Here is a 24,745-nt window from a genome sequence, read left to right as displayed (position 1 = left end):
GGAAATATACACCTGCCCGTCCTGTGTTTGCCAAACAGGGGCGGCTATGATACAATAAATTTACTACAGAAAGGATGGGCAGAGGATGCAGCAGATTTTGATTTTGGGCGGCGGCGCAGCCGGTCTGGCCGCTGCGCTGGCGGCAGCACAGACCGCAGAGGGCCGCGCACACATCACCGTGCTGGACAAAAACGCGAAGGTGGGCAAAAAGCTTCTGGCCACCGGCAACGGGCGCTGCAATCTCGACAACCAGAACATCACGCCGGAGCGGTATTTCACCAGCAGTCCCAAAGCCTTGCGCCGCCTGCTGAGCGCCGTGGACGAGGCTGCGCCGCTGGCGTGGTTCGAGAGCCTCGGCCTCTACCCCCGCACCGACGAGGCCGGGCGGGTGTACCCGTATTCCAATCAGGCAGCGGACGTACTGGCCCTGCTGGAGCACCATCTGTCGAGACTGGGCGTCGAGGTGCGCACCGGCTGCACCGTCCAGAACCTGAGCCAGAGCCGGGGCGGCTATGCCGTCCAAATCGAAACAGAGGCAGGCCGCGAGACCCTGCGGGCCGACGCCGTCATCTGCGCCATGGGCGGTGATGCCGGCCCTCAGTTCGGCACCGATGGCTTCGGCACCCGGTTCGCCGCCCAGTGCAGCGGACGGATGGCCCCCCTCTATCCCTGTCTGACAGCCCTGCAGTGTGCTCATCCCCGCAAGTCGCTGGCCGGCATCCGGGCCAAGGGCTGCGCCAGCCTGCTGGACGGCGCAGATGGCCGCGTGCTTGCCCGGGAAACGGGCGAGGTGCAGTTCACCGAGTACGGGCTTTCGGGCATCTGCATCATGCAGCTTTCGGGTCTGTTGGCCCCGGGGCGCGGGCCGAAGCGGCCTATCGTGGCCCTCGACCTCTTCCCTGCTCTGAGTGAAACCGAGCTGGCCGCGCTGTTCGCCCAGCGGGTCGGACTATTGGGCAGCGAGGCGGCGGAGTTCTGGCTGGGCTTGCTGCCCGCAAAGCTGGGCCGGGCGCTCTGGTCCGATGCCGGTTTACCTGAAAACGCCCGCGCCCTGCCCGCCTCCGCGTGGCCGAAACTCGCCGCCACGGCCAAGTGCTGGCGGTTCGAGGGCTTGACGCCCTGCGGCTGGAAGCAGGCTCAGACCACCGGCGGCGGCCTGCTTCTGGACGAGGTAGAGGACGATTTCCAGTTCAAGGGTTGTCCGGGACTCTACTTCGTGGGCGAGACGCTGGACTGCGCCGGCAGCTGCGGCGGCTACAACCTCCACTGGGCCTTCGGCAGCGGCATCATCGCCGGGCGGGCGGCGGCAAAGCTTCGCAAAAAGAAGAAGTAAACCAGCAAGCCCCCGGAAGGTCGCCTTCCGGGGGCTTGCTTTTTGTGTTATTTGTTTGCGGCCTTATCCAGCTCCGCCTCCTCGGCGGCAGCCTCGGCCTCTTCTTCCTTCTGATACTCTTCAAAGGCCGACCACATGGGCTCGATGTCCTCGCCCCGGACGCGGCGGGCAAAGTAGTTCCTGGTGATGTCTACCACAGTGCTGGACAATGCCAGCACGCCGATGAGGTTCGGTATCATCATCAGGCCGTTGAAGGTGTCGGAGAGGTCCCACGCGAGGCCCAGCTTCATGGTCGCGCCCACAACGGTCATGCAGACAAAGACGACCTTATAGATGCGGCTTCCCGCCGTGCCGAAGAGATACTCCACGGCCTTGGTGCCGTAGTGGCTCCAGCCGAGGGTGGTGGAGTAGGCGAACAGCAGGATGGACACGGCGATGAACTTCGGGCCGAAACTGCCGAAAGCCGCCGTGAACGCCTGGCCCACCAGCGCATTGTCCTGCACGCCTGCGAGGACAGCGCCGCTCTCGAGGTCTACCACGCCGGTGGTCAGGATGACGAGGGCCGTCAGGGTGCAGACCACGATGGTATCGGCGAAGACCTCAAACACGCCCCACATGCCCTGATGCACCGGCTCCTTGACGTTAGAGGCCGAGTTGACCATGACCGCAGAACCGAGGCCGGCTTCGTTGGAGAACGCGCCGCGCTTGAAGCCCCAGGTGATGGTCTGGCTGATGCCGTAGCCCAGCGCGCCGCCGCCTACAGCGTTGAGGTTGAATGCACCCTTGAAGATCGCCGCCAGTGCCGCCGGGATATTGCCCGCGTGCATGACCACGATGATGAGCGCACCTGCAACATAGAACAGTGCCATCAGCGGCACCAGCTTTTCCGTGACAGCGGCCACCCGCTTGAGTCCGCCGATGACGATGAGGGCCGTGACCACCATCAGCGCAAGGCCGGTGGCGAGGTACGGCACATGAAAAGCCGCGTTCATGTTGCCGGCGATGGAGTTTATCTGGCTCATGTTGCCGATACCGAAAGACGCGAGGATGCAGAAGCAGGCAAACAGAACAGCCAGCACCTTGCCCACCGCCCTACAGCCGGGCTTTGCGCCCAGACCGTCGGTCAGATAATACATCGCGCCGCCGCTCCACTCGCCTTTTTCGTTCTTGCGGCGGTAGTAGACGCCCAGCACGTTCTCTGCAAAGCTGGTCATCATGCCCAGCAGGGCCATGACCCACATCCAGAAGATGGCACCCGGGCCGCCGGAGACGATGGCCGTGGCCACGCCCACGATGTTGCCGGTGCCGATGGTGCCCGCCAGCGCCGTACACATGCTCTGGAACTGGCTGATGGCCATGTCTTCCTTGCTGGTGTGGGCGGTGACGTCCTTATTGGTAAAAATAGCACCGATGGTATGCTTGAGCCAGTAGCCCATCCGCCGGAACTGGAAAAAGCCGGTGCGGACGCTGAGCCACAGGCCGGTGCAGAGCAGCAGTGCCAGACCGAACGGCCCCCAGACGAAGCCGTTGACCACATTGTTGACGCGCGTAACGATGTCCACCATATGAAATCCCCCTCTGATCATCCCAAACAAAAATGCGGGCAGAACCTCTTTTCCAAAGGCTCTGCCCGCAAAAAACTCAGCGTATGACCCCGCACAGGACACCTTTCCTGCGCAAAAGACGTTTGCTCTGTCCTTTTGCCTGAGAGATCGGCCCAAACGGCCTTACACCTTCGGCACCCGCCTCCTGCAGGCTTCTCCAGAGTGCGGCACACCCGGCTCACCGGGCGGCACATCTTGCGATTCGGTTCTCACCACATGCACAACTGTACACAATGGAAATACTTTATCACATTTCCGGCTTCTTGGCAAGCCTTTTACCGCATTTTATTCCCGAGTTTCATCTTTCATACCAGAAAGTGAATTTTGTTATGGTATGACTTTTTTCGTCCTTTATCGGTCGATGGGCGGTACATCATCGGGGCTGCCCATCGTGTCCAGCCACTCCAGCGCTTTCAGCTGGGGCGGCAGATGCGGCACCGGTTCGCTGTCCGGGTCGTCGTCGGGCGGGGTCACGAGGTCTTTCGGGCTTTCGGCCCCTTCGAAACCATGGGCAAGGCCGTCCGGGCTGGCGTCGCCGTCGCGGCGGGCTGTCTCACAGCAGTCCAGCCCCTCGTAGGCACTGGCCGGGCCGAGGTCGAGCCAGAAGTCCTCCCGCTCTTCCCTGCTGGGGGTATCATCGAATTTCATAGCATTTCCCTCCTTTTCTGCATAAAGGTTCCCCCATCAGGCCATGCTTTATGCAGTTTTTTAGAAGCTGTTTTCGTGAGCGGGGTTCGCCGAATGGCGAGGATTTTTACCCGCAGACAAGGCGATTTCCCGCAGCGATCCTTGGTGGATTGCAAGGGGAAGCAACGCAGTATACGGATAAAAAGACCGCTCAGGCGGTGTGCAATGCTTACGAAAACGGCTTCTCAGGGAGGAACGAGATGAAAGAAAAAGGCTGGAGACCCTTCTGGGCCGCACTGCTGGCGGCGCTGCTGGTGCTGCTGCCGCTAGTGGGCGGCACCGTGCTGCTCACCCGCCGCTCTCTGCGGACAAGACTGGCCTCCCGGCCTCAGAGCGGCGTCGCCATCCGTCAGCCGAAGGAAGAGAACCGCCTGAGTCTGCTGGTCTGCATCGCTCCCACCGAGACGACAGCACCCGGCTTTCTGCTGCTCTACCTGAATGCCAGTCAGAACTGCATCCATGCGCTGGCTCTGCCCGGAGAGCTGACCGTACCCTTCGGAGCGGACGAAACCGCCCTCTCCGACTGCTACCGCGCCGCCGGCCCGGCCCGCTGCCGGGAAGCACTTCTCTCAGCTCTCTCCCTGCCCGAGGACACCCACTATCTCGCCCTTGCGCCGTCCGTTCTGCAAGCCATCGCCGACCGGTACGGGATGCTTCGGGTGGGTTTTTCGGGAGCGCTGACCGCCGAGGAGCTGGCCCTCACCGGGTGCAGTTCCAATGTGCAGGCCATCTCGGCCCGGGAGGCAGAAGAACTGCTCAACGGGATGGAGGACACTGTCCCGCCCGCCCACAAAGCCGCCGCCCGGGCGGCGGTATGGGACGCCTTTTTCCGGCAGGAGCTGGAACTTCTGCCCGCTACCCTGCCGGACGCCCTGCGCGCCCACAGCTCGAGCCTGCTCACCGATTTGACGGCGCAGGACCTGCTCATTTTAGAAGATACGCTGGAATTTCTCGCCGACCGCTCTGCCGCCATCCACACCGAGGCCCTGCCCGGCGAGTGGGACGGCGAATGCTACACCCTCACCGACGACTCCCACGCCGCCGTGCAGGCCCTCTTCAACGTCTCACCCACCGAGGCACAGCTCTCGTCGGCCAGCGAGCCGTAACCCAGCACCAGCGTCCCGCCCAGAGCGGCCCCACCGCCGGTGAGGTCATAGTCACTCAGGAGGCTGAGCCGGACGCCTTCGGCCTCAGCAGCGGCCCGGAGAGCATCGTCCGGCGGCGGGTCGCGCAGTTCGGCCAGCAAGTGCAGGCCGGTGTGCAGGCCAGTGAGGTGCAGTTCTTCCGGTGCAAAGGCTTCCCGCAGGGCTTTTGTCAGGGCGTCCCGCCGGGCCTTATAGGCCACCCGCTCCCGGGCCAGATGGCGGGTGAAGTAACCGCCGGTGATGAACCGCGCCAGTGTCTGCTGCTCAAAACGGCTCACCGTGCCGGAGTAGAGGGCGTATTTCGCGTGCCATGCGGGCAGAAGCTGCTCCGGCAGCACCATGTAGGCGATGCGGATGCTGGGTGCGAGGCTGCGGGAGCAGGTGGAGAGGTAGACCACCGGCCCGTCGGCCCCCGCCATCCCCTGCAGGCTGGGCAGGGGCCGGGTGTCGAAACGGAACTCGGAATCGTAGTCGTCCTCGATGATGTACCGCTGCCCGGGACGCCGTGCCGCCCAGTGGAGCAGTTCTGCCCGGCGTCCGGCGGGCATGGTGACGCCCGTGGGGAACTGGTGGCTGGGGGTGACGTAGCACACCGCCGCCCCCGACTCCGACAGCGCCCGGATGGAAAGCCCGTCCTCGTCCACCGGCAGACAACAGCAAGAGATTCCGTTGTTTTCCAGCACCTGCCGGGCGCGGGGATAGCCGGGATTTTCCACTGCCGCCGGCCCGGGCAGGAGTGGTGCCAGCAGGCCCAGCAGATATTCGAGGCCCGCGCCAACGACGAGCTGGTGCGGGCCGCACCGCACACCGCGGTACTCCTCAAGGTACTCGGCCAGTGCCTGCCGCAGCGAGAGGTCGCCCTGCGCGTCACCGTGGGTCAGCAGCTCCGGCGAAGAGTACAGCAGCTCTTTTTGCAGCCGCGCCCATGTGCGGAAGGGAAACAGCTCCGGGTCTACGCCCCGGGTGGAGAGGTCGTAGCGGACGGGCTGCTCCGGCGCTGGCGCTGCCTCGGGCTGGGGCGGCGCGGCGGACTCTGTCCGCTCGGGCAGGGCCAGATATTCCTGTACATAAAAGCCGCTGCGCTCCCGCGCCTCCAGATAGCCCTCCGCCGCCAGCATCTGGTAGGCCGCGTCCACCGTGTTCACCGAGACGGAAAGCTCTGCCGCCAGCCGCCGCTTGCCGGGCATCCGGGTCCCCGCAGAAATCGCCCCCGTCCGCATCTCGGCGGCGAGGCTGCGGTAGAGCTGTTCGTAGAGCGGCACACCGGACGCCGCGTCCAGTGCTGTCGTCAAATGGACCATAAAAAGCCCCTCCTTTTCGGGCAGTGCGCCAAACTGGACCCATAAAAAATCTTTATTCTGGGTATTTGCACAGTGCCAGTTTTGCGTATAATAGGAGCATACCCGCAAGAGCCAAAAAAGTCAATCGGTTTTGTGGGTATTTCGTAAAACTGGGAGGGAAAATCATGTCAACAACTGCAATGTGGCTGCTGCTGGCAGTCGTCGTCATCGTTATCGTCTTTGCAAGTGTGCTGTATAAGCGCACCTTCACCGTCCACGAGCTGGCACTCACCGGCGTCATGGCCGCGCTAAGCCTCGTGGCCTACCTGTTCTTCCGTGTGCCGTTCTACGGCGGCTCTTCGTTCCATCTGGGCAACACCTTCACCGCCCTGACCGCCCTGCTGCTGGACGGCGTATCCGGCGGTCTGGCCGGTGCCATCGGTCTGGCTCTGGCCGACATCCTGGCCGGTGACCCGGGCTATGCCGTCACCACCTTCGTCCTGAAGTTCATCATCGGCATCACCTGCGGTGCGGTCGCTCACAAGGTGTTCAAGCTCCGTGAGCTGGACAAGCACACCCCCGGCTATCTGGCCAAGGTGATCGTCGCTGCCGCTTCCGGCCTGCTGCTGAATGTCTTCACCGACCCGTTCCTCGGCTACTTCCGCAATGTCTACATCTTCGGCCAGGAGTACACCATCGCCAAGGCTCTGACCAAGATCACCGGCGGCGTCACCTTCGTGAACAGCGTGGCCTCCACCGTCTGCGTCGTCATCCTCTATCTGGCTCTGCGCCCGGCCCTCGAGCGTGCAAACCTGCTGCCCAAGGCCCAAAAAGCATCTGAACCGAAGGCCGACAAGTAACCAACTTCCATTCCTGTCTGATGTACTCATAAAGCAAAAAGAGCGTGTGCCCGCAGCACACGCTCTTTTTGCTTTATTTCTTTTCAAATACGAGGAACCGGAACGAGATGTCCGTTGTCAATTCCGGCAGTGCCGCGAGACGGGCTGCGCCGTCCCGGGGCGTTTTCCAATAGTAGGGCGTCATGGCGAAGAGAGCTTCCAGCTGCCCGGCAGGCACCGTGATGCTGCCAGAGACTTCCCGCTCTCCGATGGCTTCAAAGCCCGGATACGCCACTTCCTGCACCGGGTTCTTGTAAGGCTTTTCGTAGAGGACGGCCTTCATCTGGAAGAGATGCTCTGCACCCGGCACGGCGTAGATAAGCCGTCCGCCGGGGCGCAGGACGCGGAGAAACTCCTCCTGCGCGAAGGGCGAGAAGCAGTTGAGCAGCACATCCGCCCAGCCTGTGCGCACCGGCTGATGGAAACTGGACGCCACGGCGTACCGAGCCGGGGGCAGAGCCTTCGCAGCCAGACGCACGGCTGGCTTTGCGATGTCGAAACCTGCCAGTTCCAGCGGGAGGCCCGCCTCTTCGAACTGCTTTGCGATGCACCGGTCATACCAGCCCTCGCCGCAGCCTGCGTCCAACAGGCGGAGCGGCTTTCCGGCTTTTGGCTGACCGTACTCGAGGCAGAGTTCTCCCAGCGCCTGCCCGAAGATGCCGTAGTAGCCCGCGCTCAGGAACGCGCGGCGGGCAGCGACCATTTCCCTGCTGTCGCCGGGGGCCTTGGTACGGGTGTTCTGCACCGGCAGCAGATGCCAGTAGCCCTCTTTGGCCCGGTCGAAGCTGTGGCCAGAGGGACATTTCAGTGCGTTATCCCCGGCAAGCGGTGCGCCGCACAGCGGGCAGCACCACGGGGCGAATCCCTCTGCCATCACACTTCCTCGCTGTGGTCCTCGATGGGAGCCGTCGCGCCGCCGTGGGCGTTCATATACTCCTCAAAGCTGGTGAACTTCTGCTGCGGCGGGCGGCGGCTGATGAGCACGAGGCCCGGGTCTTCGTCCTTCGTCGGAACATTATTGCTGCGGCTGCGGTTATTGCGGCCGGACTGCTCTGCCTTGGGGGCGCGGGGCGCACGGCCTGCGCCGCTCTGCTCATTGCGGTTGTTGCTGCGGCCACTGCGGTTCTCATTGCGCTGGCTGTTCTGCTGTGCAGGCTGAGCCGGGCGGGCGCTGCGGTCGTTCCGCTCATTGCGGGGGCTGCGGCCTGCACCATTGCGGCCATTGTTCTCGCTTCGCTGGGCGGGCTGGCGGTTCTGCATCGCGGTAGGAATGGTCTGGGCCGGAACGGCGGGGATGGCAGCGTTTTTCTTGGCAGAACGGAGCGGGGTGGCCTCCGGGGCGCTCACAAAGTGGGGGTCGAACTTCGGCTGGGCGTTGCTGCCGCGGCCTGCGCCCTGTGCAGGGGCATTGCCCTCGCGGCGGGGTCGGTTGTTATTGTTACGGCGGCTGTTGTCGCGTCCGCCGGGGGTGCGCTTGTTATCATCCATGAGTTGTTCCTCTTTTGCTTCGATTTTGGGAGCCTTCTGCTTTTTTGCCGCAGAGGGCTTGGCCGCACTCTTTTTTTCGGGCGCAGCGGGTTTGGCGGCTTTTTCCGCCTTGGGAGTTTCAGCCTTTTCGGGGGCAGGCTGTTCGGCCTTGGGCTTGCGGCCCCGCACCGGCGGGGCTGCTTTTACGGGGGCGGGTACGCCGTCCCACGGGTGGCCGGACACCACCGGTATCTTCCGGCGGTTGAGCTTTTCGATGCCGGCCAGATATTCCATCTCCTCGGGTGCGCAGAAGCTCACTGCCGTGCCATCTGCGCCCGCGCGGGCGGTGCGGCCGATGCGGTGGACGTAAGTCTCCGGCACCTCGGGCAGGTCGTAGTTGAACACATGGGAGAGCTCGCTGATGTCGATGCCGCGGGCGGCGATGTCTGTGGCCACCAGCACCCTGGTCTTGCCCTCCTTGAAGCCTTCCAGCGCCGCCACACGGGCGGTCTGGCTCTTGTTGCCGTGGATCGCAGCGGCGGTGATGCCCTGCTTGGTCAGATCGCGGGCGATCTTATCCGCGCCGTGCTTGGTGCGGCTGAACACCAGCGCATTCTGCACCGGCGGGGTCAGGTTCTTGATGAGCCAGGGCAGCAGGAACTTCTTGTTGCCCTTCTCGACGAAATACAGGCTCTGGTCGATGCGCTCCACCGTGCTAGACACGGGGTCCACCTTCACGAAGGCGGGGTCGTGCAGGATGCCTGCGGCCAGCTGCTCGATCTCTTTGGGCATGGTGGCGCTGAACATCAGGTTCTGGCGCTTTGCGGGCAGCTTTGCGATGACCTTCTTCACGTCATGCACAAAGCCCATGTCCAGCATCCGGTCGGCCTCATCCAGCACGAAGACCTCGAGGTTCGACAGGTCGATATGGCCCTGTCCGATGAGGTCGTTCAGACGGCCCGGGCAGGCGATGAGGATGTCCACGCCCTTTCGGATGGCCTCCACCTGCGGGGCCTGGCCCACGCCGCCGAAGATGACGGTGCTGCGCAGTTTGAGGTACTTGCCGTAGGCGTCGAAGCTCTCGCCGATCTGGAGGGCCAGCTCACGGGTGGGGGTGAGGATGAGGGCGCGGACAGCGCCCTTCTTGCGGGGGGCGGCGACGCTCAGCCGGTCGAGCATGGGCAGCGCAAAGGCAGCAGTCTTGCCGGTGCCGGTCTGGGCGCAGCCCATCAGATCGCGCCCTTCCAGCACCGGCGGGATGGCCGAAGCCTGAATGGGCGAGGGGGTCTCATAGCCTGCCTCGCTTACAGCCTTGAGCAGGGGGGCGGACAGTTTCAAATCGTTAAAAGTCATGGTTCTCCTTGGTCATTCTTTGATTCTGCGGCACTCGATGTAATACCGCTTTTCCTCCGCATGGCCCATGCTGAAGGTCTTGCGGGGCAGCACGCCGCCCATCACGATGCCTTTGAATAGATCGCTCTTCTCGAAGGGCGGCAGCAGGAAGGCCACGCCGCCCTGTCTGGTCAGGGCGCGGACGGCGGGCTCGTCGTGGACGTAATCCACCCGGGCCTCGCTGTGGCGGGCCATAAAGTATTCGATAAATTCGTCCACCGTGCCGACGGTCAGCGGGGCGACGGGGTCCTCGAAGCTGAGGACGTTGGACACATGGGGGCCGGCCAGCGTGAAGGCCTGCTGCTTCGAGTCGCCGAAGCAGATGCCGGCCATGTTGGAGTCGCTCCACGCGATGAGGGCCAGCAGCACCGCGCCGCAGTCCACATTGAAGAGGACGCGGTGGATGGGCTCGATCTCGATCGCAGGCGAATGGACGTTGCACACCTCAGCCAGGCACCAGCGGGCGGGATGGCTTTCCCGCTCCTCAGGGGTCAGGGTGGCTTTCAGCTCCTCCCAGCAGGCTTTGGCTGCGGCCAGCGAATGGTTGCCGTCGCCCACAGCCAGCGTCAGGGGCTTTGCGCCCCTGGCCTGGGGATACTTGGCGTCGAAAGCCTTCTGACTGCCCAGTGCGGCCAGTGCAGCATCGATCTGCGCCAGCATCGCAGGATCTTCCACGGCCCAGCCTGCAATGTGGCCGCCGCCCTGCATCAGCTCGCCCTCGTACAGCTTTTTCAGCTCGCTCTTGTGCGCGCCGATGGGCTCGACGAGGGTGCAGCCGGGGTCGTCGGCCAGCATCATAACATGGGGCGTTTCCAGCGCCGCACCCCGGCGCACGGCCATGCGGGGCGGGATGCGCTCAGTGACGGTGCGCTCGCTGGGCCGGATGGCCGGGCGGGCGCCCTTCTCGTAGCTGTAAGCCTCGAGGTCTATCTTGCCCACGAGGCCCTGACGCACCCGGCCGCTCTGCTCGGTGCGCTCGACGTAGACAAAGCCGTCCACGGCGCGGGTCAGCACGTCGCGGCTGTACTCGTCCATCGCGGCATGGATGTTCTCCACCCGCTGGGCCGCGTCTTCATCCTCGAGGTAGACTTCCGGCAGGATGAGCCGCAGGGTGCTGGGGCAGCCGCCCACAGCGGCGTCTGCCTGCTCCCAGTAGGCGCGGTCGCTGGTAAACTGGTCACAGGCCACGCAGCCCCACTTTTCCAGAGGGATGTTCTCCCCGGGCAGCAGGATGTGGGCCGGACCAAAGCAGGATGCAGTTTTCATAACACATTCCTCACTCTCACATAAATCACCAACAGCAAATGGAGCGCTCTCACTGGAAAATGCCCGCTGCATCGTCCCAGAACACGGCATGCTCCACGCCGGAAGCCGACAGGGTGTCCCGCAGCTCGTTGCGGGCGGTGTCGTCCATGGTCTGCTTTGCGGGGACTTCGACCACGAGGTTCCTGACGCCCAGCGCCGTCGCGGAGCCGCCCACGGTGGAAGCTCCGTCCGTCACCTGACCCAGCGAGTAACCGTACCACAGGGTCACGCTGCCCTCAAAGCGGGCATCCCATGCGGCGATGTCCGCAGCCAGCTGGGCGCTGCGGTCGCGCCCGCCGGTGGAGCCGAAGTCCTGCTTGCCGTTCTGGGCAGAGGGGAACTGGACGTTCTCCAGCAGCACATGGTCAAAGCCCATGCTCTGCACCTCGCCGATGAGGTCGCCGATGAACTGGACGGCCTCGTCGGAATAGGGGTTGAGCCAGGGGTTGCCGCCGGCGGACGCCTTATTATCCAGCCAGAGGTAAGCCTGCCCGGTGTAGCCGATGGCCATATTGCGGTCGGTGCGGGCCGCGATGGGGTCGCGGAAGGCCGCCAGCTTTGCCACCGGCACAAGGCTGTTCTCCTTGAGCACCGAGGCGATGAGGGCCGGGTCAAGGGACGCCCCCTCGATGCTGCCTGCCGCAGCAGCCACCTGAGAGGGATACAGGATATTTCCGGCACTGTCCTTCAGGGTGACGACGGCGTAGACCGCGCCCTGCTGGGCCAGCTGCTGGGCGGCGGCACGCAGGGAAGCTTCATCCTTTGCCGCAGCCGTGTCCAGAACGCCCCAGCTGCCCTCGATGATGACGCCTGCGGGTGCAGCCGGTCCCGATCCCGGCTCCGAGTCCACCCGCACCTCCGAGGAAGCGGCAGGCTCTGCCGTCACTTCCGACGAAGCGGCCGCACTGGACGCTGTCGTCTCAGACGAAGCCGAGAGGTCACGGTTGCGCACCACGGTGTACCAGGTGTGGGTGGCCCAGTCCAGCACATGGGGCGCGGCCAGCCAGCCCACGACCAGCACCACGGCCACCAGCACGATGATGCCGACGGCCTTCTTCACCCACATGCCGGGGCTGTAAAAACTGCGGTGATACCGCTTGACCTTTTTATACTTTGCCATGATCGTCCCTTTCTCCTGCACTCCTCACAGGATCACCGAGTGGCCCGTAAAACCATAGATAGCCAGCGCCAGCACGCCGATGTAGATGAGCGTGATGGGCAGGCCCCGGAACGCCTCCGGGATGGCCTCGCTGCGCAGACGGCGGTCAGCCTCCGTCACCAGCATGACGGCCAGCAGATAGCCCAGGCCGCTGCCGAGGCCGAAGCCCATGCTCTGCTCCAGCGTAAAGCTCTGGGTGCGCTCCACCAGCACCGTACCCAGCACGCCGCTGTTGACCGCCGCCAGCGGCAGGATGCGGAGCAGCTGGCCGCCGTGGCGCTTGCCCCGTGCGGCCCAGAGCACGATAAATTCAAACAGGCTCACCACCGCCACGCAGGCCAGATAGACCAGCGGACGGAGCTGGGCGGGGTTGGACTGGGCGGCGATGAAGCCGCCCGCATAGAACGCCAGCGAAGCCACCAGCACCTGCGTGACACAGAGCAGCAGGGCGAACCACCCGCTGCTGGTGCGCTCGTCGCCCACCAGCTGGACGAGGCGGGACACGCCGAGGCCCCGGGTGAACACCGCGTTCTGTGCAAAGACGGCCAGCACAGCGTAGCTGAAAAATACGCCGACGGCCTGCATCACATCATTCATCCTCAGGCTCCCCTTCTTTCTGGCGGTAGACCGCCATGAGGCCGCGGGCCTCCGATGTCAGATAGTTTTTGTACTTCCTGGCCAGCGTGCGCCAGACGGCACACAGCACGCCCAGCACGATGAAGCCGCCTGCCGGCATACTGGCCATGGGCAGGACGGGACGGCTCAGCACATGGCCGAACACCGTACCGGCGCTCAGCCACTCGCGCACACAGCCCAGCAAAAGCAGCAGCAGGCCGTAGCCGATGGTGATGCGGATGCCCTTGGAGACGGCCTTTTTCATCGTCTCCTGCACGCGGCCGAAGCGATAGGTCAGCAGCGGCTCCACCACCAGCATGGGCAGATAGATGCCCAGCACCAGCAGGCTCACGCCGAACAGCTGGTTCAGGATGGGGTATGCCGCCAGATAGACCACCGCCGCGCTGCCCGAATAGAGGATGCTGCGGGGCAGCAGCTTCTTTTCCAGCTCTGCGTTGGCCGGATGCTCCTCCCGCAGGGGGAACAGGCGGCTCAGCAGGCAGGCCAGCATCCGGGAGGGCGTCAGCAGCAGCGCCACGGCCACGGCCAGCATCAGGGCGTTCTGGCCGCTCGTCGCAAGGACGACCAGCGGCGCAAGGCCCATGCCCTGCATGACCACCGGGTTATTCAGAAAGACGCGGTCATGGTGGAAGAATCTTTCCGGGTCCCGGGTGATGAGTTCTGCAGCATGACGTTTCATTCCGCATCCCCCTTTCCGGTCTTCTTCTCTTTGAAGTATCTGCCGCTCTTTATCAGCTCATGGAGGCGGACTTCGGTGCGGTCGAGCCAGCCGGAGATGCTGTTGACCGCCAGAATGGCGAAGCAGACGCCCGTCTCGTAGACGCCGAAGTAGCGGAAGCCCATCGTAAAGGCTCCCACCATGGCGCCGTAGAGGATGCGGCCCCGCCGGTGGTGGGCGCAGGTGTAGGGCTCATTGAGCAGGAAGACGGCGCTGAAGAGCATCGCGCCCGTCAGCATCTCGTCGCGCACACAGCGCAGGCGGAACACAAGGCCCGCCGTAAAGGCGGTCCCCTCCGTCAGACCCAGCTGGCGCGGGAAGAAGAAGACGATGAGGCCCGCCGTGATGAGGAAGCTCAGAGAGGCGCTCAGCCGCACATCCTTCTGCATCCAGAGGAAGAGGCCGCAGGCCACCAGCACGATGGCTGCACCGGTCCCCATCGGGGCGGCATACTCGCCCAGCACCAGCGACAGGGCGCTGATGTTGATGAGGCCGCCGCTGCGCAGGGTGTCCGAGATGGTGCTGGATGTTGCCACGCCGGAGGCGTCCCAGAGCGGGATATTGGCGTATGGGGCCGGATAGCGGAAGACCTGCTCCGGCCAGGACACTGCCGCCACCGCGTAGCCCACGGCGGCGGGGTGGAAGGGGTAGCTGCCATAGCCGCCGAAGACCTCTTTGCCGATGAGAGCACCGGCCAGAATGGCGGCGGCGAGGACATACCAGTCCACCGTCGCAGGCATCAGCAGGGTGATGACGAGGGCAAAGCTCTCGTTGGAATAATCCCCGGCCTGATAGACGCGGCGGCGCAGCAGAGAGATGAGCCGGTCGCACAGGTTGCCCATCAGCACCGCAAAGCCGCAGAGCAGCAGCGGGCGCAGGCCGTAGAGGTAGCAGGAGACGCAGAGCAGCGGCACACAGAGAAAGCAGATGTGCTTATAGTATCTGCCGGTGCGCTGGAGTTCTTCCTCCTGCAGCCGGATCAATGCTTCATCCATGGGCAGTCCCCTCTCAGAGAGCTGCCATCGCACGGACGGCCGCGGCGGGGTCGGCGGCGCCAAAGATGGCGCTGCCCGCCACCAGCACGTCCGCACCGGCGGCGACGCACTGCGGAGCGGTGGCGGCATCCACGCCGCCGTCCACTTCCAGCAGGAATTTCAGGCCACGGCGGTCTTTTTCCGCCTTGAGCCAGCGGAGCTTGTCGAGGGCCGAGGGCATGAACTTCTGGCCGCCGAAGCCAGGCTCCACGCTCATGACCAGCACGAGGTCCAGCTGGTCGAGGTAGTAGCCCAGCTCTTCCACCGGGGTGCCGGGCTTGATGGTCATGCCCACCTTGCAGCCCTGGGCCTTGATGGCGTCGATGGTCTCCTGGATGTCGTCGTCGCACTCGAGGTGGAAGTTGAGCAGGCTGGCACCGGCCTTGGCAAAAGCCTCGGCGTACTGCTGGGGGTGGGTGATCATCAGGTGGACGTCATAGAAAGCATCCGGCAGGGCCTTGTGCAGGCTCTTGAGCACCGGGACGCCAAAGCTGATGTTCGGCACGAAGTGGCCGTCCATCACGTCATAATGCAGCATCTGCGCACCGGCATCCAGCACCATACGGCAGTCTGCGCCGAGATGGCTAAAGTCAGCCGAAAGGATAGAAGGACTGATCGTTGTCATTTTATTTTACTCCCCGTTATTTTTTAGAGAATTTTTGTAATTTTGCTCTGCCGCCGTCCCTGCGGCATCTCCCACAGGAGCAGTCGGCATAGTCGATTATAGTTTACATGAAAACAGCGAAAAAATCAAACCCGCCGCCGTGTTTTTCACGGAAAAGACGTAAAGTTCTGCGTATCTTCCCTCTTCCACAATGCAAAAAGCAGCCAGACCGCTCCTTTGAAGGGCAGTCTGACCGCTGTGAAGTTAGTCTACCGGCTTCATGCTGGCCGGGTCTTCCACCGCACCGGGGCGGCCGCTCTCGTCGGGCAGACGCTTCATGCCGCCGGGGTTGGGAGGCTGGACGGGCAGGGTGAAGACGAACCTGCACCACTCGCCCTGCTTGCTCTCCACCCGTATCTGGCCGCCGGAGAGGTTGACCAGCACCTTGCAGATGTTCAGGCCGAGACCTGCGCCCCGGGCGTGGAGACCCCGGGACTGGTCTTCTTTGTAGAAGCGCTGGAAGACGTAGGGCAGCGCCTCGGGGCTGATGCCCTGGCCGGAGTTCCAGATGGAGACTTCCACCTCCGGGCCCAGCCTCTCCACCCCGAAGCGGATGGTGCCGCCTGCCGGGGTGAACTTGATGGCGTTGTCCAGCAGATTGTAGGCCACCTGATGGATGAGGTCGGGGTCGGCATAGACCAGCACCTTCTCATCCATGGTCAGGCCGTCAATGTCTATCATGCCGTCGTTGATGCGCTGCTCCGCCGAGAGGGCCACGCCGGTCAGCGTCTCCCAGATGTTGAACATCCGGGCGTTCACCTGATATTCGCCGCTCTCCAGCTTCGAGAGGTCCAGCATATTCTGGATGAGGCGCGCCAGACGGCCCGTCTCCTCACTGACCAGCTGTAAGTAGTGGTTCTGCATATCGGGCGGGATGGTGCCGTCCAGAATGCCGTCGATGAAGCCCTTGATGGTGGTCATGGGGGTGCGCAGCTCGTGGGCAATATTGCCCATGAACTGGCCCCGGGAGTTGTCGTTGGACTGGATATTGTCCGCCATCTTGTTGAAGGTGCGGGCCAGGTCGGCCACTTCGCCTTCGCCGTCCACGCCCTCGACCCGGACGGACAGGTCGCCGCCGCCGAAGCGCTGGGCCGCATCCGTCACCTTCTGGATGGGGTCGGTGAGCTTATGCATCATCACCTTGGTGAGGACGCTGGCCACCAGCAGCATCAGACAGGCCGAGAGGAAGAAGTTCGAGAAGAACTCCTTGCGGAACTCCACCAGCCGGTCGCCCGACGAGCAGAGGAAAAGGTAGCCGGTACACTCGCCGCTCTCGCTGCGCATCTCATGCACCGAGATGTAGCTCTTCTCGGTCAGTACACCGTCCAGCGTACCGAAGATGTGATAATTCTCCTTGGCCTTGGCCGACTTTTCCAGCACGGACGCCTCTACCACATCCCCGGCCAGATCGTCCGGGTCTGAGGCCAGCACCACGTTGCCGTCGCAGTCGGTGAAGAACAGGTACACTTCCGCGCTCTCGCCGATGAGCTCGAGCTTGGTGTTCAGGGCTTCCAGTTCTTCGCCTTCCGGCAGAGCGGCTTCCTGCACCAGATGGGACGCCGTGCGCTGGGCCACATTGACCACTTCGTCCAGCACGTCGTACCGCTCCTGTGCGAAGTAGTTGCTGAACAGCACCAGCTCCGAGCCGCCCATGATCACCGTGCCGAAGATGAGCAGGGTGCTCATGAGCGAGAAGAACGCAACGGAAACACTTTTGCGCATTACTGACGCACCTCGAATTTATAGCCCACGCCCCAGACGGTCTTCAGCTCCCATTTATCGGAAGCACCGGCCAGCTTCTCGCGCAGGCGCTTGACATGGACGTCGATGGTGCGGCTGTCGCCGTAGTATTCGAAGCCCCACACCTCGTCCAGCAGCTGGTCGCGGGTGTAGACCCGGTTGGGGTGAGAGGCGAGGCAGTTCAGCAGTTCCAGCTCCTTCGGGGGAGCTTCCACCACCTTGCCCTTGACCCGCAGCTCGTAGCTGTTCATGTCGAGGCGGAGGTTGTCGAACTCGATGACGCCCTCGGAGCTCTCGGTCTGGGACGTGGTGACGGTACAGCGGCGCAGCACCGCCTTGATGCGGGCCACGACCTCTTTGGTGTCGAAGGGCTTGACCATGTAGTCGTCTGCGCCCAGCTCGAGGCCCAGCACCTTGTCAAAGGTCTCGCCCTTGGCCGTCAGCATCATGACCGGGGTGTTGCCCAGCTTGCGGATGCGGCGGCAGACCTCAAGGCCGTCCATCCTGGGCATCATGACGTCCAGCAGCACCATGTCGGGCTTGAGCTGGTTGAACTTTTCAAGGCCCTCTTCGCCGTCGTTGGCCGTCGTGACCTGATAGCCCTCCTTGGTCAGGTAGAGCCGCAGCAGCTCGCAGATGTTGGTATCGTCGTCCACAACGAGTATCTTTTCGTTTGCCATGTGAGTGTTCCTCCTCTATCCAGTCCAAAGCCAGCCCCCGCCGGGCGCTGGCCGCAATTTTGATGTTGACCTATATTTTATTATACGGGACAGTTATGACAAAATAAAGAAGGTTTTGTATGATTTTTGAATCTTTGGCAGACAAAGAGGGCGGGAGAAGCAATATAAATACACCAAAAGGGGCCTCCTTTACAGGAGGCCCCTTTTGCATATCACGGGCTGGTCAGAATGGGGGACGCAGCCCGGTTTCTGGTATTTTCAGGGAAATGCGCTCAGATCCTTTGAAGCGGTCTTTACAGGACGGGGGTCTGGATGTTGTCGTTGTTCTTGATGCCGTGCTTCTCGGCGTAGCCGGTCAGCATCAGGGTCAGAGCGCCGTCGCCGGTGACGTTGCAGGCAGTGCCGAAGCTGTCCTGCAGGGCGAAGATGGCGAGCATCAGAGCGGTGCCGGCGTCATCGAACATCAGAACGCCGGTGATGAGGCCCAGAGAAGCCATGACGGTGCCGCCGGGGACGCCGGGAGCGCCGATGGCGAAGATGCCGAGCAGGGCGCAGAAGAGGAGCATGGTGCCGATGCTGGGCAGGTGGCCGTAGAGGATCTTGGAGATGGTCATGCAGAAGAAGACCTCAGTCAGGACAGAGCCGCAGAGGTGGATGTTGGCGAACAGGGGGATGCCGAAGCTGACCATATCCTTGCGCAGGACCTTGCTCTTGCGGGCGCAGTCCAGAGCGACTGCCAGGGTGGCGGCGCTGGACATGGTGCCGACAGCGGTCAGGTAAGCGGGGCCGTAGTGGCGGAGGACTTCCCAGGGGTTCTTGCCGGAGTATGCACCGGCCAGCAGGTACAGGACAGCCAGCCAGATATAGTGGCCTGCCATGACGATGAGGATGATCTGGATGAAGGCAGGCAGCTGGTGGGTGATCATGCCCTCATAGCTCAGGTTGCAGAAGGTAGCGGCGATATAGAAGGGCAGCATGGGGATGATGATCTTGCCGACGATGTCCAGCACGATGTTCTGGAACTCGCCGAGGAAGTCGCAGGTGAGCTTGCTGTTGGTCCAGGTAGCGGCCAGACCCACCAGAACGCTGAGCACGAGGGCGCTCATGACGCTCATGATCTGGGGGATGTTCAGCTCGAACACGACGTCGGGCAGGGTCCGCAGACCGGCCACCTCAGTGTCGATGGACAGGTGCGGGATGAGGGCGTAGCCTGCGCCGGTGCTCATGAGGGCTGCGCAGACAGAGGAAACGTAAGCGATCACGATCGCCACGCCCAGCAGGCGGGAAGCGTTCTTGCCCAGCTTGGTGATGGACGGGGCAATGAAGCCGATGATGATGAGCGGCACGCAGAAGGTGATGAGCTGGCCCATGATATACTGTAAGGTGACGACCACCTTCATGACGCTCTCCGGGAAAACCTGGCCCAGGATGACGCCGATGATGATACCGAGAAGCAGCCGGAACGGCAGGTTATTGAATAGCTTTTTCATAATAATTTACCCCTAATTCTCCTGCGCTTCGGGCGCAGGGTGTTTTTTGCAGGATGCGGATGCAGGCTTGCCAGGGTGTTGCGAGGACGCTTATTCGGCGTCCGGAGCATGTTCTTTGTTGAGCATCAGATCGAGGATAACGCTGTCGCTGGTGCCGTGGGTGCTGAGGATGGCGAAGTTGTCCAGCGTGCGCTCCACGTTCTCTTCCACGATGCCGTCGGTGCTCTGGACGCGGACGCCGCGGGTACCCATGGCCGCTGCCTGACAGGCGGCATTGACGCAGGTGGAAATTTTCAGGGCGCAGTCGGCCTTTGCGCCGTCGCACACCATGCCGGTGACATTGCCCACCATGTTCTGGATAGCGCAGCATATCTCATGGTAGCCGCCGCCCAGCAGGTATGTAATGCCGCAGGCCGCGCCGGTGCCGGCGACGGTGGCGCCGCACAGGTTGCTCAGACGGCCAAACTTCGACTTGATACGGATGGCGATGAGGTTCGACAGGGTGACGGCACGCAGCATGGTGGGCTCGTCGATGTCCAGCCAGTGGGCAGCAGCCACGACGGGCATCGTCGCAGTGATGCCCTGATTGCCGCTGCCGGAGTTTGCCACCACCGACACTGGAGCACCTGCCATACGGGCGTCTGCGCCCGCAGCGGCGGCTATCATGGAGTTGGTGGTCAAATCGCGGGTCATGAGGCCCTTGCGGCAGTTGAGGTCGAGGTTGCGGCCGATGGCGAGGCCGTATTCCTTCGAGAGGCCCTCATCGCTGATGACGGAGTTTACCTTCACGGCACTGCGGATGATGTCGATGGGGTCGTTCATCGGGTCGAGCTCTTTGGTGCAGTAGTCCCAGATGGAGCGGACGGTCAGGAAGGACGCGATCTGCTCCGGGGAGACCACATCGCTGTCGCCTGCGGCGGCGGTGTCCGTGTCCCGCTTGTCGAGGGTGGCCACCCCGTCCTGCTCCACCAGCACGACGTTGGTGTGCAGGTCGCGGACGATGGCACGGCCCGTATGGCCGCCGCCCTTGGCAATGACCTCGATGTAAAGCTTCTGCGGCACCTGCGCCACATTCACCCTGACCTTGCCGGCTTTGACCAGCGCGGCGGCAGATTCCACCGTCTCGCGGGGGACGTGGTTCATGACTTCCAGCAGATAGACCGGGTCGCCGCCCAGCGCACCGATGGCGGCGGCATAGTCCATGCCCTCGTAATCGGTGCCGGGGATGCCCGCCGACATGGCGTTCTTGATGATGTTGATGCTGGCGTTGACCGTGATCTCTTCGGCCTTATCCACACCGGCCTTCCGCAGGGCCTGACCCGCCTCGGCGGCAGTCAGCGCCACAGCGCCCGGCTCGGTGCAGCCGGTAGCCAGCTCCATCTCACTGTTCAGGATGCGAATGAACATGTTCTGTTCCATAGTGTTGCACCGTCTCTTTCTCTTATAGGATGCTCTGTTACTTCACGGCGATGCATTCGATCTCCAGCGGTGCGCCTTTCGGCAGTTTCGCCACCTGCACGGCGCTCCGCGCGGGGAAGGGCTGGGCGAAGTATTCGCCGTAGACTTTGTTCATCTCAGCAAAGTCGTTCATGTCGGCCAGAAAGACCGTGGTCTTGACCACATCGGCCAGGGTCATACCCTGCTCGGCAAGGATGGCCTGGATGTTCTTGAGGGACTGTGCGGTCTGGGCCGCGATGCCCTCGGGGATGGCCCCGGTGGCGGGGTCGATGGGGAGCTGGCCGGAGACGTAGACCGTCTGGCCTGCTGCGATGCCCTGCGAATACGGCCCGATGGCGGCGGGTGCCTGTGCAGTGGCGAGTGCCTGTTTCATAATTCTCTCTCCTTTTTCCGAATTGCAGGGGCATCGCTTGCCTTGATGCCCTTTGTCCTGACCCTATCCTAACGCGGCGGGCGTCAAAAGTCAACAATTTTCTCTCTCGATGAGAAATTATTATCACTTGTGACAAATCCCGCGGATATTTTGAAGCACTTTCACGAAAATGCATTGAGTTTTCCATTTCTCATTGTCAATAACACGCGAACGTGATATGATATAGGCAGCAGGATGAGAATAAATTCTCATCATTTCCCTCATGAAACAACGTGGAAAGTGGTGACATACATGGATGCACGGCTGGAACCCTATCGGACACTCGTTTCGTTTCTGGGCGAGGCGCTGGGGCCGGACTATGAAGTGGTGCTGCACGACCTGACCAGCGAGGAAGGCACCATCGCAGCCATCGTGAACAACAACATCAGCGGCCGCACCGAGGGCGCACCGCTGTCCAATATGGCCCTGCGGTTCATCCACGGCAAAGTCTACGAAAATCAGCCCTATGTGGCAGGCTATCAGGGCGCGTCGCAGGCCAAGGGGCGGCTGCGCTCCTCCACCATGTTCATCAAGGACGGCAGCGAGCTTATCGGGATGCTCTGCATCAACTTTGACGCCGCCAAGTACAGCCGGATGGCGCAGGAGCTTCTGGCCCTCTGCGGGGCCCATCAGGAGCCCGGCCCCAGCGTTGGGGTGGAAAACTTCGTCAGCAGCCTGCCCGACGCAGTGCAGGCCGCCATCACTGACGTGACCGGCAGCGCTCTGCCGCCCGACCGGCTGACGATGGACGAAAAGATCCGCATCGTGGAAGACCTGCAGCAGGCGGGCATCTTCTACATGAAAGGCGCGGTCAGCGAGGTGGCGGCACAGCTGGGCTCCTCGGAAGCGACCATCTACCGCTATCTGAGCAAGCTGAAAGACTGATACATACAAAAACGAGGGATGGCTCTGAAGCCATCCCTCGTTTTGATATACTGGTAATTATGCGTACAGAACGCAGCCGAGGACCTTCTTGCCGAAGCTCTCGAGCTTTGCCTTCTGTGCGCGGAGCGAAGCGTGAGTAGAAACAGCGCAGTCTGCTGCAAGGACAACGACATCCACTTTGGCAGCCTCAGAGACCGTTGCCGAAGACTGCAGGATACTGCCGGAAACAAGGATATTCTTGCCGTCCAGCTCGCCGGAAGCCTTCAGAGCCTCGCCCAGAGCAGTCAGCTGATCCCCGGCAATGTCGCCGGTCAGCAGGATGTTCTCAGCCTCCGGCACACGGTTGCGGATGGTCGCCGCGATGAGGCGGGTCATCTCAGCATCGGCACTGCCGTCCGGCCGCTTCTCCATCTTGTTGAGAGAGGCATCCATGCCCTTGGCGGACTTGGACGCTGCGTTGGCCAGCGTACCCAGCACGCCCACGCCGCAGCTGCTCTGGAGGTCCTCGCTGACACAGACCTTGTCCTCCATCAGGAAGCGGACGACTGCCACGCCTGTCACAGCCACGATGCCCAGCAGGAAGCCGGTAAGAACGAACTTCTTGGCACCGCTGCTCTGCTTGGGCTCCTCGGGCTTTTCCTGTGCGGCGAGGTCCTGATCTGCAGTCTCGATGCTCTTTTCCAGCAGCTCATGATTGTTCTGCAGGTCTGTCAGATTGTTCTGCAGGCTGATCATGTTATCACGGGTATCCTGCTGGCTGTCGCGCAGCCAGGTCAGCACAGTGGTGCTGTCACTGCGGGAGACCTGCTTGGTATTATGGCCGCCCACGGTCGTCTCGATGTTTTCGCGGACTGCCTCCATCCGCTTGAGCATCAAATCCATGATGCGGCCCGCCTCATCAGCATCTTCACCATAAGTCGTGATGGTCAGCAGACGGGTATCGTTGTCCACAGAAACACTGATAAGTTCACGCATATAGCGTTCTTCCATGCTGAACTGGTCCGCAATGGTGATGATGGACTCATGGCTGGTCAGCAGGCTGTTGTAAGCACTGAGGACGGCGCTGGTGTAGTCCGGGTTCTGGTAGTCCATACCAGGCATGATCTTATAATCGGTGGTGATATAGAAGCGGGTCTCCGAGGTATAGACATTGTACGGGTCGAGCTTCTGGCGCACCGACTTGTCGATATACTCCTGTGCATTGTCGATGTCGAACTGGGCGCGCACCTGATCCGCCTCGTTCTGGTTCAACTGCTGCTTATAGCTGGTGACATCCGTGTCGTGCTTCGTCTGGGCCTCACGGTACTCGACCATGTCCTCTTCGTACTGCTGCTCTGCGCTGGTGCGGGGGACTTCCTCGCCGTTGGCGATGGCCTCATCGATGGCGCGCTGGTTCAGCATTCCCTTCACCACGCTGAAGCCGCCGAACAGCACGGCGCAGATCACCGCTGCGGCGGCCATCTGCTTGTACCTATGGGCGACCGCAAAGAACAGCGAGACCAGATCGATCTCCTGCTCCTGATTTTCTGCCTTGTAATTGTCCATACTTTGTGATTCCTCTCCTGTGCTTCTGCTTTTCAGCCTTCCTTGCTCTTTCAGAACAGTCAGCCGTTATACAGCTTGTTTTTCAGCTCTGCATAGCGCTGGCTCTTTTCGGCTTTGTAGGTGCTCATGACCTGATCGGCCAGTTCTGTGCTCTGTCCATTTTCTTTCAGGACCGTGCGCAGCTGGCTCACAATGCGGCCCATCTCCTTGTCGCAATACGACTGCAGCGAGGTGAGCTCACCTGTCTTGGACAGGCAGATCATGATCTTTTTGGTTTTGGTCTGCTGCTCTGCGGGCAGCGTCTTGTACTCAGCCTTTGCCGCAGAGATGCTGGAATTGAGTCCCTTTTCTGCAATGGCTTTCAGCGCGTAGGTCTGCTGGATGAGAGCCTTGACTTCGGCCTCACAGGCTGCCTCCTGCTGCTTTTTTTCCGCCGGAGCCTCGGACGACGAGGCTGCGCTCTGCTCCGTGCCGGATGCAGAGTCTTCCGGCTCGCTGGACGCTGCCGCCTCAGACTCCGTTCTGGCCGGCTGCTCACCGGCGGCGGTCCCCTGCGCCTCGGAGGCTGCAGGCGCTTCATCCGTACCGGTCCGGGTCAGGCTGTCCAGCGTGAGCTCGCCGCTGAGCAGCTGTTCCAGTTCCGCATCTGTGATGGTGACAGATGCCGCTTCATTCGCTTCGTTCTCCGAGAGGGCGGGTTCAGCCGCTGTCACTCTTACCGTATTGAAGATGCTGAAAAAGCCGAATGCACCAGCCGCTGCCAGGCCAAGCAGTGCCAGCAAAGTCTTCCAGCCCCACTTTTTGACCTTTCTCTTTTCCGCGGCCATTAGTTCTTCTTGCTCAGGTAAGTGTCGATCTTCTCGCCCAGGTGGTAGATACCATAGATGTAGCCGATCATACCCATGATCCCCATGCTCTTGAAGTTCTTGAACCAGTTCTGCAGCGGCTCAGTAGAACCCTTCTTGGCGCTGCTCCAGACAGCCGAGCGAGTATCACTCAGGACTGCGTCCCGCAGATAGTCACCGATGAGGTAGTTGAACAGCCCCCAATAATCGGCACCGCCCTCAATATAGATTTTTTCATTTTCCGCAATCACAGTATATTCGACAGGATAATTCATTTTGTTTTCCTTTCTCGGGTCTAGTCCCTCTATTTTACACGATCCCAATGCTTCCCGAGCGCAAAAGGGCAGACTTTCCCCTTCAAAGCACG

At 62.2% G+C, this 24,745-nt stretch carries 23 protein-coding genes and 1 riboswitch; of the genes, 4 read left to right on the top strand and 19 right to left on the bottom strand.

Going from position 1 to position 24,745, the window contains the following annotated elements:
* Positions 1-85 precede the first annotated feature (85 nt).
* Positions 86-1,333, top strand: a complete 1,248-nt coding sequence (locus tag AAAU26_RS12170) for an aminoacetone oxidase family FAD-binding enzyme (RefSeq protein ID WP_227618919.1) — start codon at positions 86-88, stop codon at positions 1,331-1,333.
* 47 nt (positions 1,334-1,380) lie between these two features.
* On the opposite strand, the gene AAAU26_RS12165 is transcribed toward AAAU26_RS12170, so the two are convergent.
* Positions 1,381-2,898 carry an alanine/glycine:cation symporter family protein gene (locus AAAU26_RS12165; RefSeq protein WP_217209789.1) on the bottom strand — a complete coding sequence of 506 codons (1,518 nt, stop codon included), beginning with the start codon at positions 2,896-2,898 and terminating at the stop codon, positions 1,381-1,383.
* A 117-nt stretch (positions 2,899-3,015) separates the two neighbouring features.
* A riboswitch (glycine riboswitch) is annotated at positions 3,016-3,108 on the bottom strand.
* A 180-nt stretch (positions 3,109-3,288) separates the two neighbouring features.
* Positions 3,289-3,585: a hypothetical protein gene (locus AAAU26_RS12160; protein ID WP_227618918.1), complete on the bottom strand. Its 297-nt coding sequence runs from the start codon at positions 3,583-3,585 to the stop codon at positions 3,289-3,291.
* 239 nt (positions 3,586-3,824) lie between these two features.
* Here AAAU26_RS12160 and AAAU26_RS12155 point away from each other — a divergent pair, with 239 nt between their 5' ends.
* On the top strand, positions 3,825-4,730 hold the full coding sequence (locus AAAU26_RS12155; RefSeq protein ID WP_227618917.1) for a hypothetical protein: 906 nt from the start codon (positions 3,825-3,827) through the stop codon (positions 4,728-4,730).
* Here AAAU26_RS12155 and pdxR read toward each other — a convergent pair.
* Positions 4,637-6,070, bottom strand: a complete 1,434-nt coding sequence (gene pdxR / locus AAAU26_RS12150) for a MocR-like pyridoxine biosynthesis transcription factor PdxR (RefSeq protein ID WP_217209782.1) — start codon at positions 6,068-6,070, stop codon at positions 4,637-4,639. The two genes, AAAU26_RS12155 and pdxR, sit on opposite strands and share 94 nt — an antisense overlap.
* Positions 6,071-6,234: 164 nt before the next feature.
* On the opposite strand from pdxR, the gene AAAU26_RS12145 reads away from it, so the two are divergent.
* Positions 6,235-6,909: an ECF transporter S component gene (locus AAAU26_RS12145; protein WP_227618916.1), complete on the top strand. Its 675-nt coding sequence runs from the start codon at positions 6,235-6,237 to the stop codon at positions 6,907-6,909.
* A gap of 73 nt (positions 6,910-6,982) precedes the next feature.
* Here AAAU26_RS12145 and AAAU26_RS12140 read toward each other — a convergent pair whose 3' ends face one another.
* The 13 genes from AAAU26_RS12140 to AAAU26_RS12080 all read right to left on the bottom strand — a co-directional run bounded on the left by AAAU26_RS12140 (position 6,983) and on the right by AAAU26_RS12080 (position 21,064).
* Positions 6,983-7,822 carry a putative RNA methyltransferase gene (locus AAAU26_RS12140; protein WP_227618915.1) on the bottom strand — a complete coding sequence of 280 codons (840 nt, stop codon included), beginning with the start codon at positions 7,820-7,822 and terminating at the stop codon, positions 6,983-6,985.
* Entirely contained in the window at positions 7,822-9,768 is a 1,947-nt protein-coding gene (locus AAAU26_RS12135) for a DEAD/DEAH box helicase (RefSeq protein ID WP_227618914.1), read from the bottom strand. Before AAAU26_RS12135 ends, AAAU26_RS12140 begins: the two co-directional genes overlap by 1 nt.
* Before the next feature lie 12 nt (positions 9,769-9,780).
* Positions 9,781-11,073, bottom strand: coding sequence for a DUF1015 domain-containing protein (locus AAAU26_RS12130; protein WP_227618913.1), 1,293 nt, complete (start codon positions 11,071-11,073; stop codon positions 9,781-9,783).
* 49 nt (positions 11,074-11,122) lie between these two features.
* A complete protein-coding gene (locus tag AAAU26_RS12125; RefSeq protein WP_227618912.1) occupies positions 11,123-12,232 on the bottom strand; it encodes a putative glycoside hydrolase in 1,110 nt (369 codons plus the stop codon).
* 24 nt (positions 12,233-12,256) lie between these two features.
* Positions 12,257-12,868: an Rnf-Nqr domain containing protein gene (locus AAAU26_RS12120; protein ID WP_227618911.1), complete on the bottom strand. Its 612-nt coding sequence runs from the start codon at positions 12,866-12,868 to the stop codon at positions 12,257-12,259.
* Positions 12,861-13,586 carry an Rnf-Nqr domain containing protein gene (locus AAAU26_RS12115; RefSeq protein ID WP_158395408.1) on the bottom strand — a complete coding sequence of 242 codons (726 nt, stop codon included), beginning with the start codon at positions 13,584-13,586 and terminating at the stop codon, positions 12,861-12,863. Before AAAU26_RS12115 ends, AAAU26_RS12120 begins: the two co-directional genes overlap by 8 nt.
* Entirely contained in the window at positions 13,583-14,620 is a 1,038-nt protein-coding gene (locus AAAU26_RS12110; protein WP_227618910.1) for an RnfABCDGE type electron transport complex subunit D, read from the bottom strand. The genes AAAU26_RS12115 and AAAU26_RS12110 overlap by 4 nt, the downstream gene beginning before the upstream one ends.
* 13 nt (positions 14,621-14,633) lie before the next feature.
* On the bottom strand, positions 14,634-15,284 hold the full coding sequence (rpe, locus tag AAAU26_RS12105; RefSeq protein WP_149794013.1) for a ribulose-phosphate 3-epimerase: 651 nt from the start codon (positions 15,282-15,284) through the stop codon (positions 14,634-14,636).
* Between the two features lie 243 nt (positions 15,285-15,527).
* A complete protein-coding gene (locus AAAU26_RS12100; RefSeq protein ID WP_149794014.1) occupies positions 15,528-17,045 on the bottom strand; it encodes a sensor histidine kinase in 1,518 nt (505 codons plus the stop codon).
* The gene (locus tag AAAU26_RS12095) at positions 17,045-17,743 is read right to left on the bottom strand and encodes a response regulator transcription factor (RefSeq protein WP_015564480.1); all 699 of its coding nucleotides are present in this window, start codon (positions 17,741-17,743) and stop codon (positions 17,045-17,047) included. The genes AAAU26_RS12100 and AAAU26_RS12095 overlap by 1 nt, the downstream gene beginning before the upstream one ends.
* 293 nt (positions 17,744-18,036) lie before the next feature.
* Positions 18,037-19,233, bottom strand: a complete 1,197-nt coding sequence (locus AAAU26_RS12090; protein ID WP_227618909.1) for a dicarboxylate/amino acid:cation symporter — start codon at positions 19,231-19,233, stop codon at positions 18,037-18,039.
* 90 nt (positions 19,234-19,323) lie between these two features.
* A complete protein-coding gene (locus AAAU26_RS12085) occupies positions 19,324-20,652 on the bottom strand; it encodes an L-cysteine desulfidase family protein (RefSeq protein ID WP_227618908.1) in 1,329 nt (442 codons plus the stop codon).
* Between the two features lie 37 nt (positions 20,653-20,689).
* Entirely contained in the window at positions 20,690-21,064 is a 375-nt protein-coding gene (locus AAAU26_RS12080) for a RidA family protein (protein WP_015564491.1), read from the bottom strand.
* A gap of 291 nt (positions 21,065-21,355) precedes the next feature.
* Between AAAU26_RS12080 and AAAU26_RS12075 the strand changes: the two genes are divergently transcribed.
* Complete coding sequence (locus AAAU26_RS12075; RefSeq protein ID WP_227618907.1) at positions 21,356-21,988, top strand: helix-turn-helix transcriptional regulator; 633 nt, start codon at positions 21,356-21,358, stop codon at positions 21,986-21,988.
* A gap of 57 nt (positions 21,989-22,045) precedes the next feature.
* Here AAAU26_RS12075 and AAAU26_RS12070 read toward each other — a convergent pair whose 3' ends face one another.
* The 3 genes from AAAU26_RS12070 to AAAU26_RS12060 are packed head-to-tail and all read right to left on the bottom strand — an operon-like array spanning position 22,046 to position 24,653.
* On the bottom strand, positions 22,046-23,533 hold the full coding sequence (locus AAAU26_RS12070; protein WP_227618906.1) for a YveK family protein: 1,488 nt from the start codon (positions 23,531-23,533) through the stop codon (positions 22,046-22,048).
* 59 nt (positions 23,534-23,592) lie between these two features.
* A complete protein-coding gene (locus tag AAAU26_RS12065; RefSeq protein WP_227618905.1) occupies positions 23,593-24,360 on the bottom strand; it encodes a hypothetical protein in 768 nt (255 codons plus the stop codon).
* A complete protein-coding gene (locus AAAU26_RS12060) occupies positions 24,360-24,653 on the bottom strand; it encodes a hypothetical protein (protein ID WP_227618904.1) in 294 nt (97 codons plus the stop codon). The genes AAAU26_RS12065 and AAAU26_RS12060 overlap by 1 nt, the downstream gene beginning before the upstream one ends.
* Between the last annotated feature and the right edge of the window lie 92 nt (positions 24,654-24,745).

It is taken from the genome of Faecalibacterium longum (genome assembly GCF_040094125.1).
Classification (GTDB): domain Bacteria; phylum Bacillota; class Clostridia; order Oscillospirales; family Ruminococcaceae; genus Faecalibacterium; species Faecalibacterium longum.
The sequence above is the reverse complement of the archived record's forward strand: the minus strand, read 5'-3'. Positions and strand labels throughout refer to the sequence as shown.

What these genes read in the sequence shown, in the direction of transcription:
- AAAU26_RS12170 (WP_227618919.1), top strand. Translation starts at nt 86, where the DNA reads ATGCAGCAGATTTTGATTTTGGGCGGCGGCGCAGCCGGTCTGGCCGCT.
- AAAU26_RS12165 (WP_217209789.1), bottom strand. Translation starts at nt 2,898, where the DNA reads ATGGTGGACATCGTTACGCGCGTCAACAATGTGGTCAACGGCTTCGTC.
- AAAU26_RS12160 (WP_227618918.1), bottom strand. Translation starts at nt 3,585, where the DNA reads ATGAAATTCGATGATACCCCCAGCAGGGAAGAGCGGGAGGACTTCTGG.
- AAAU26_RS12155 (WP_227618917.1), top strand. Translation starts at nt 3,825, where the DNA reads ATGAAAGAAAAAGGCTGGAGACCCTTCTGGGCCGCACTGCTGGCGGCG.
- pdxR (WP_217209782.1), bottom strand. Translation starts at nt 6,070, where the DNA reads ATGGTCCATTTGACGACAGCACTGGACGCGGCGTCCGGTGTGCCGCTC.
- AAAU26_RS12145 (WP_227618916.1), top strand. Translation starts at nt 6,235, where the DNA reads ATGTCAACAACTGCAATGTGGCTGCTGCTGGCAGTCGTCGTCATCGTT.
- AAAU26_RS12140 (WP_227618915.1), bottom strand. Translation starts at nt 7,822, where the DNA reads ATGGCAGAGGGATTCGCCCCGTGGTGCTGCCCGCTGTGCGGCGCACCG.
- AAAU26_RS12135 (WP_227618914.1), bottom strand. Translation starts at nt 9,768, where the DNA reads ATGACTTTTAACGATTTGAAACTGTCCGCCCCCCTGCTCAAGGCTGTA.
- AAAU26_RS12130 (WP_227618913.1), bottom strand. Translation starts at nt 11,073, where the DNA reads ATGAAAACTGCATCCTGCTTTGGTCCGGCCCACATCCTGCTGCCCGGG.
- AAAU26_RS12125 (WP_227618912.1), bottom strand. Translation starts at nt 12,232, where the DNA reads ATGGCAAAGTATAAAAAGGTCAAGCGGTATCACCGCAGTTTTTACAGC.
- AAAU26_RS12120 (WP_227618911.1), bottom strand. Translation starts at nt 12,868, where the DNA reads ATGAATGATGTGATGCAGGCCGTCGGCGTATTTTTCAGCTACGCTGTG.
- AAAU26_RS12115 (WP_158395408.1), bottom strand. Translation starts at nt 13,586, where the DNA reads ATGAAACGTCATGCTGCAGAACTCATCACCCGGGACCCGGAAAGATTC.
- AAAU26_RS12110 (WP_227618910.1), bottom strand. Translation starts at nt 14,620, where the DNA reads ATGGATGAAGCATTGATCCGGCTGCAGGAGGAAGAACTCCAGCGCACC.
- rpe (WP_149794013.1), bottom strand. Translation starts at nt 15,284, where the DNA reads ATGACAACGATCAGTCCTTCTATCCTTTCGGCTGACTTTAGCCATCTC.
- AAAU26_RS12100 (WP_149794014.1), bottom strand. Translation starts at nt 17,045, where the DNA reads ATGCGCAAAAGTGTTTCCGTTGCGTTCTTCTCGCTCATGAGCACCCTG.
- AAAU26_RS12095 (WP_015564480.1), bottom strand. Translation starts at nt 17,743, where the DNA reads ATGGCAAACGAAAAGATACTCGTTGTGGACGACGATACCAACATCTGC.
- AAAU26_RS12090 (WP_227618909.1), bottom strand. Translation starts at nt 19,233, where the DNA reads ATGAAAAAGCTATTCAATAACCTGCCGTTCCGGCTGCTTCTCGGTATC.
- AAAU26_RS12085 (WP_227618908.1), bottom strand. Translation starts at nt 20,652, where the DNA reads ATGGAACAGAACATGTTCATTCGCATCCTGAACAGTGAGATGGAGCTG.
- AAAU26_RS12080 (WP_015564491.1), bottom strand. Translation starts at nt 21,064, where the DNA reads ATGAAACAGGCACTCGCCACTGCACAGGCACCCGCCGCCATCGGGCCG.
- AAAU26_RS12075 (WP_227618907.1), top strand. Translation starts at nt 21,356, where the DNA reads ATGGATGCACGGCTGGAACCCTATCGGACACTCGTTTCGTTTCTGGGC.
- AAAU26_RS12070 (WP_227618906.1), bottom strand. Translation starts at nt 23,533, where the DNA reads ATGGACAATTACAAGGCAGAAAATCAGGAGCAGGAGATCGATCTGGTC.
- AAAU26_RS12065 (WP_227618905.1), bottom strand. Translation starts at nt 24,360, where the DNA reads ATGGCCGCGGAAAAGAGAAAGGTCAAAAAGTGGGGCTGGAAGACTTTG.
- AAAU26_RS12060 (WP_227618904.1), bottom strand. Translation starts at nt 24,653, where the DNA reads ATGAATTATCCTGTCGAATATACTGTGATTGCGGAAAATGAAAAAATC.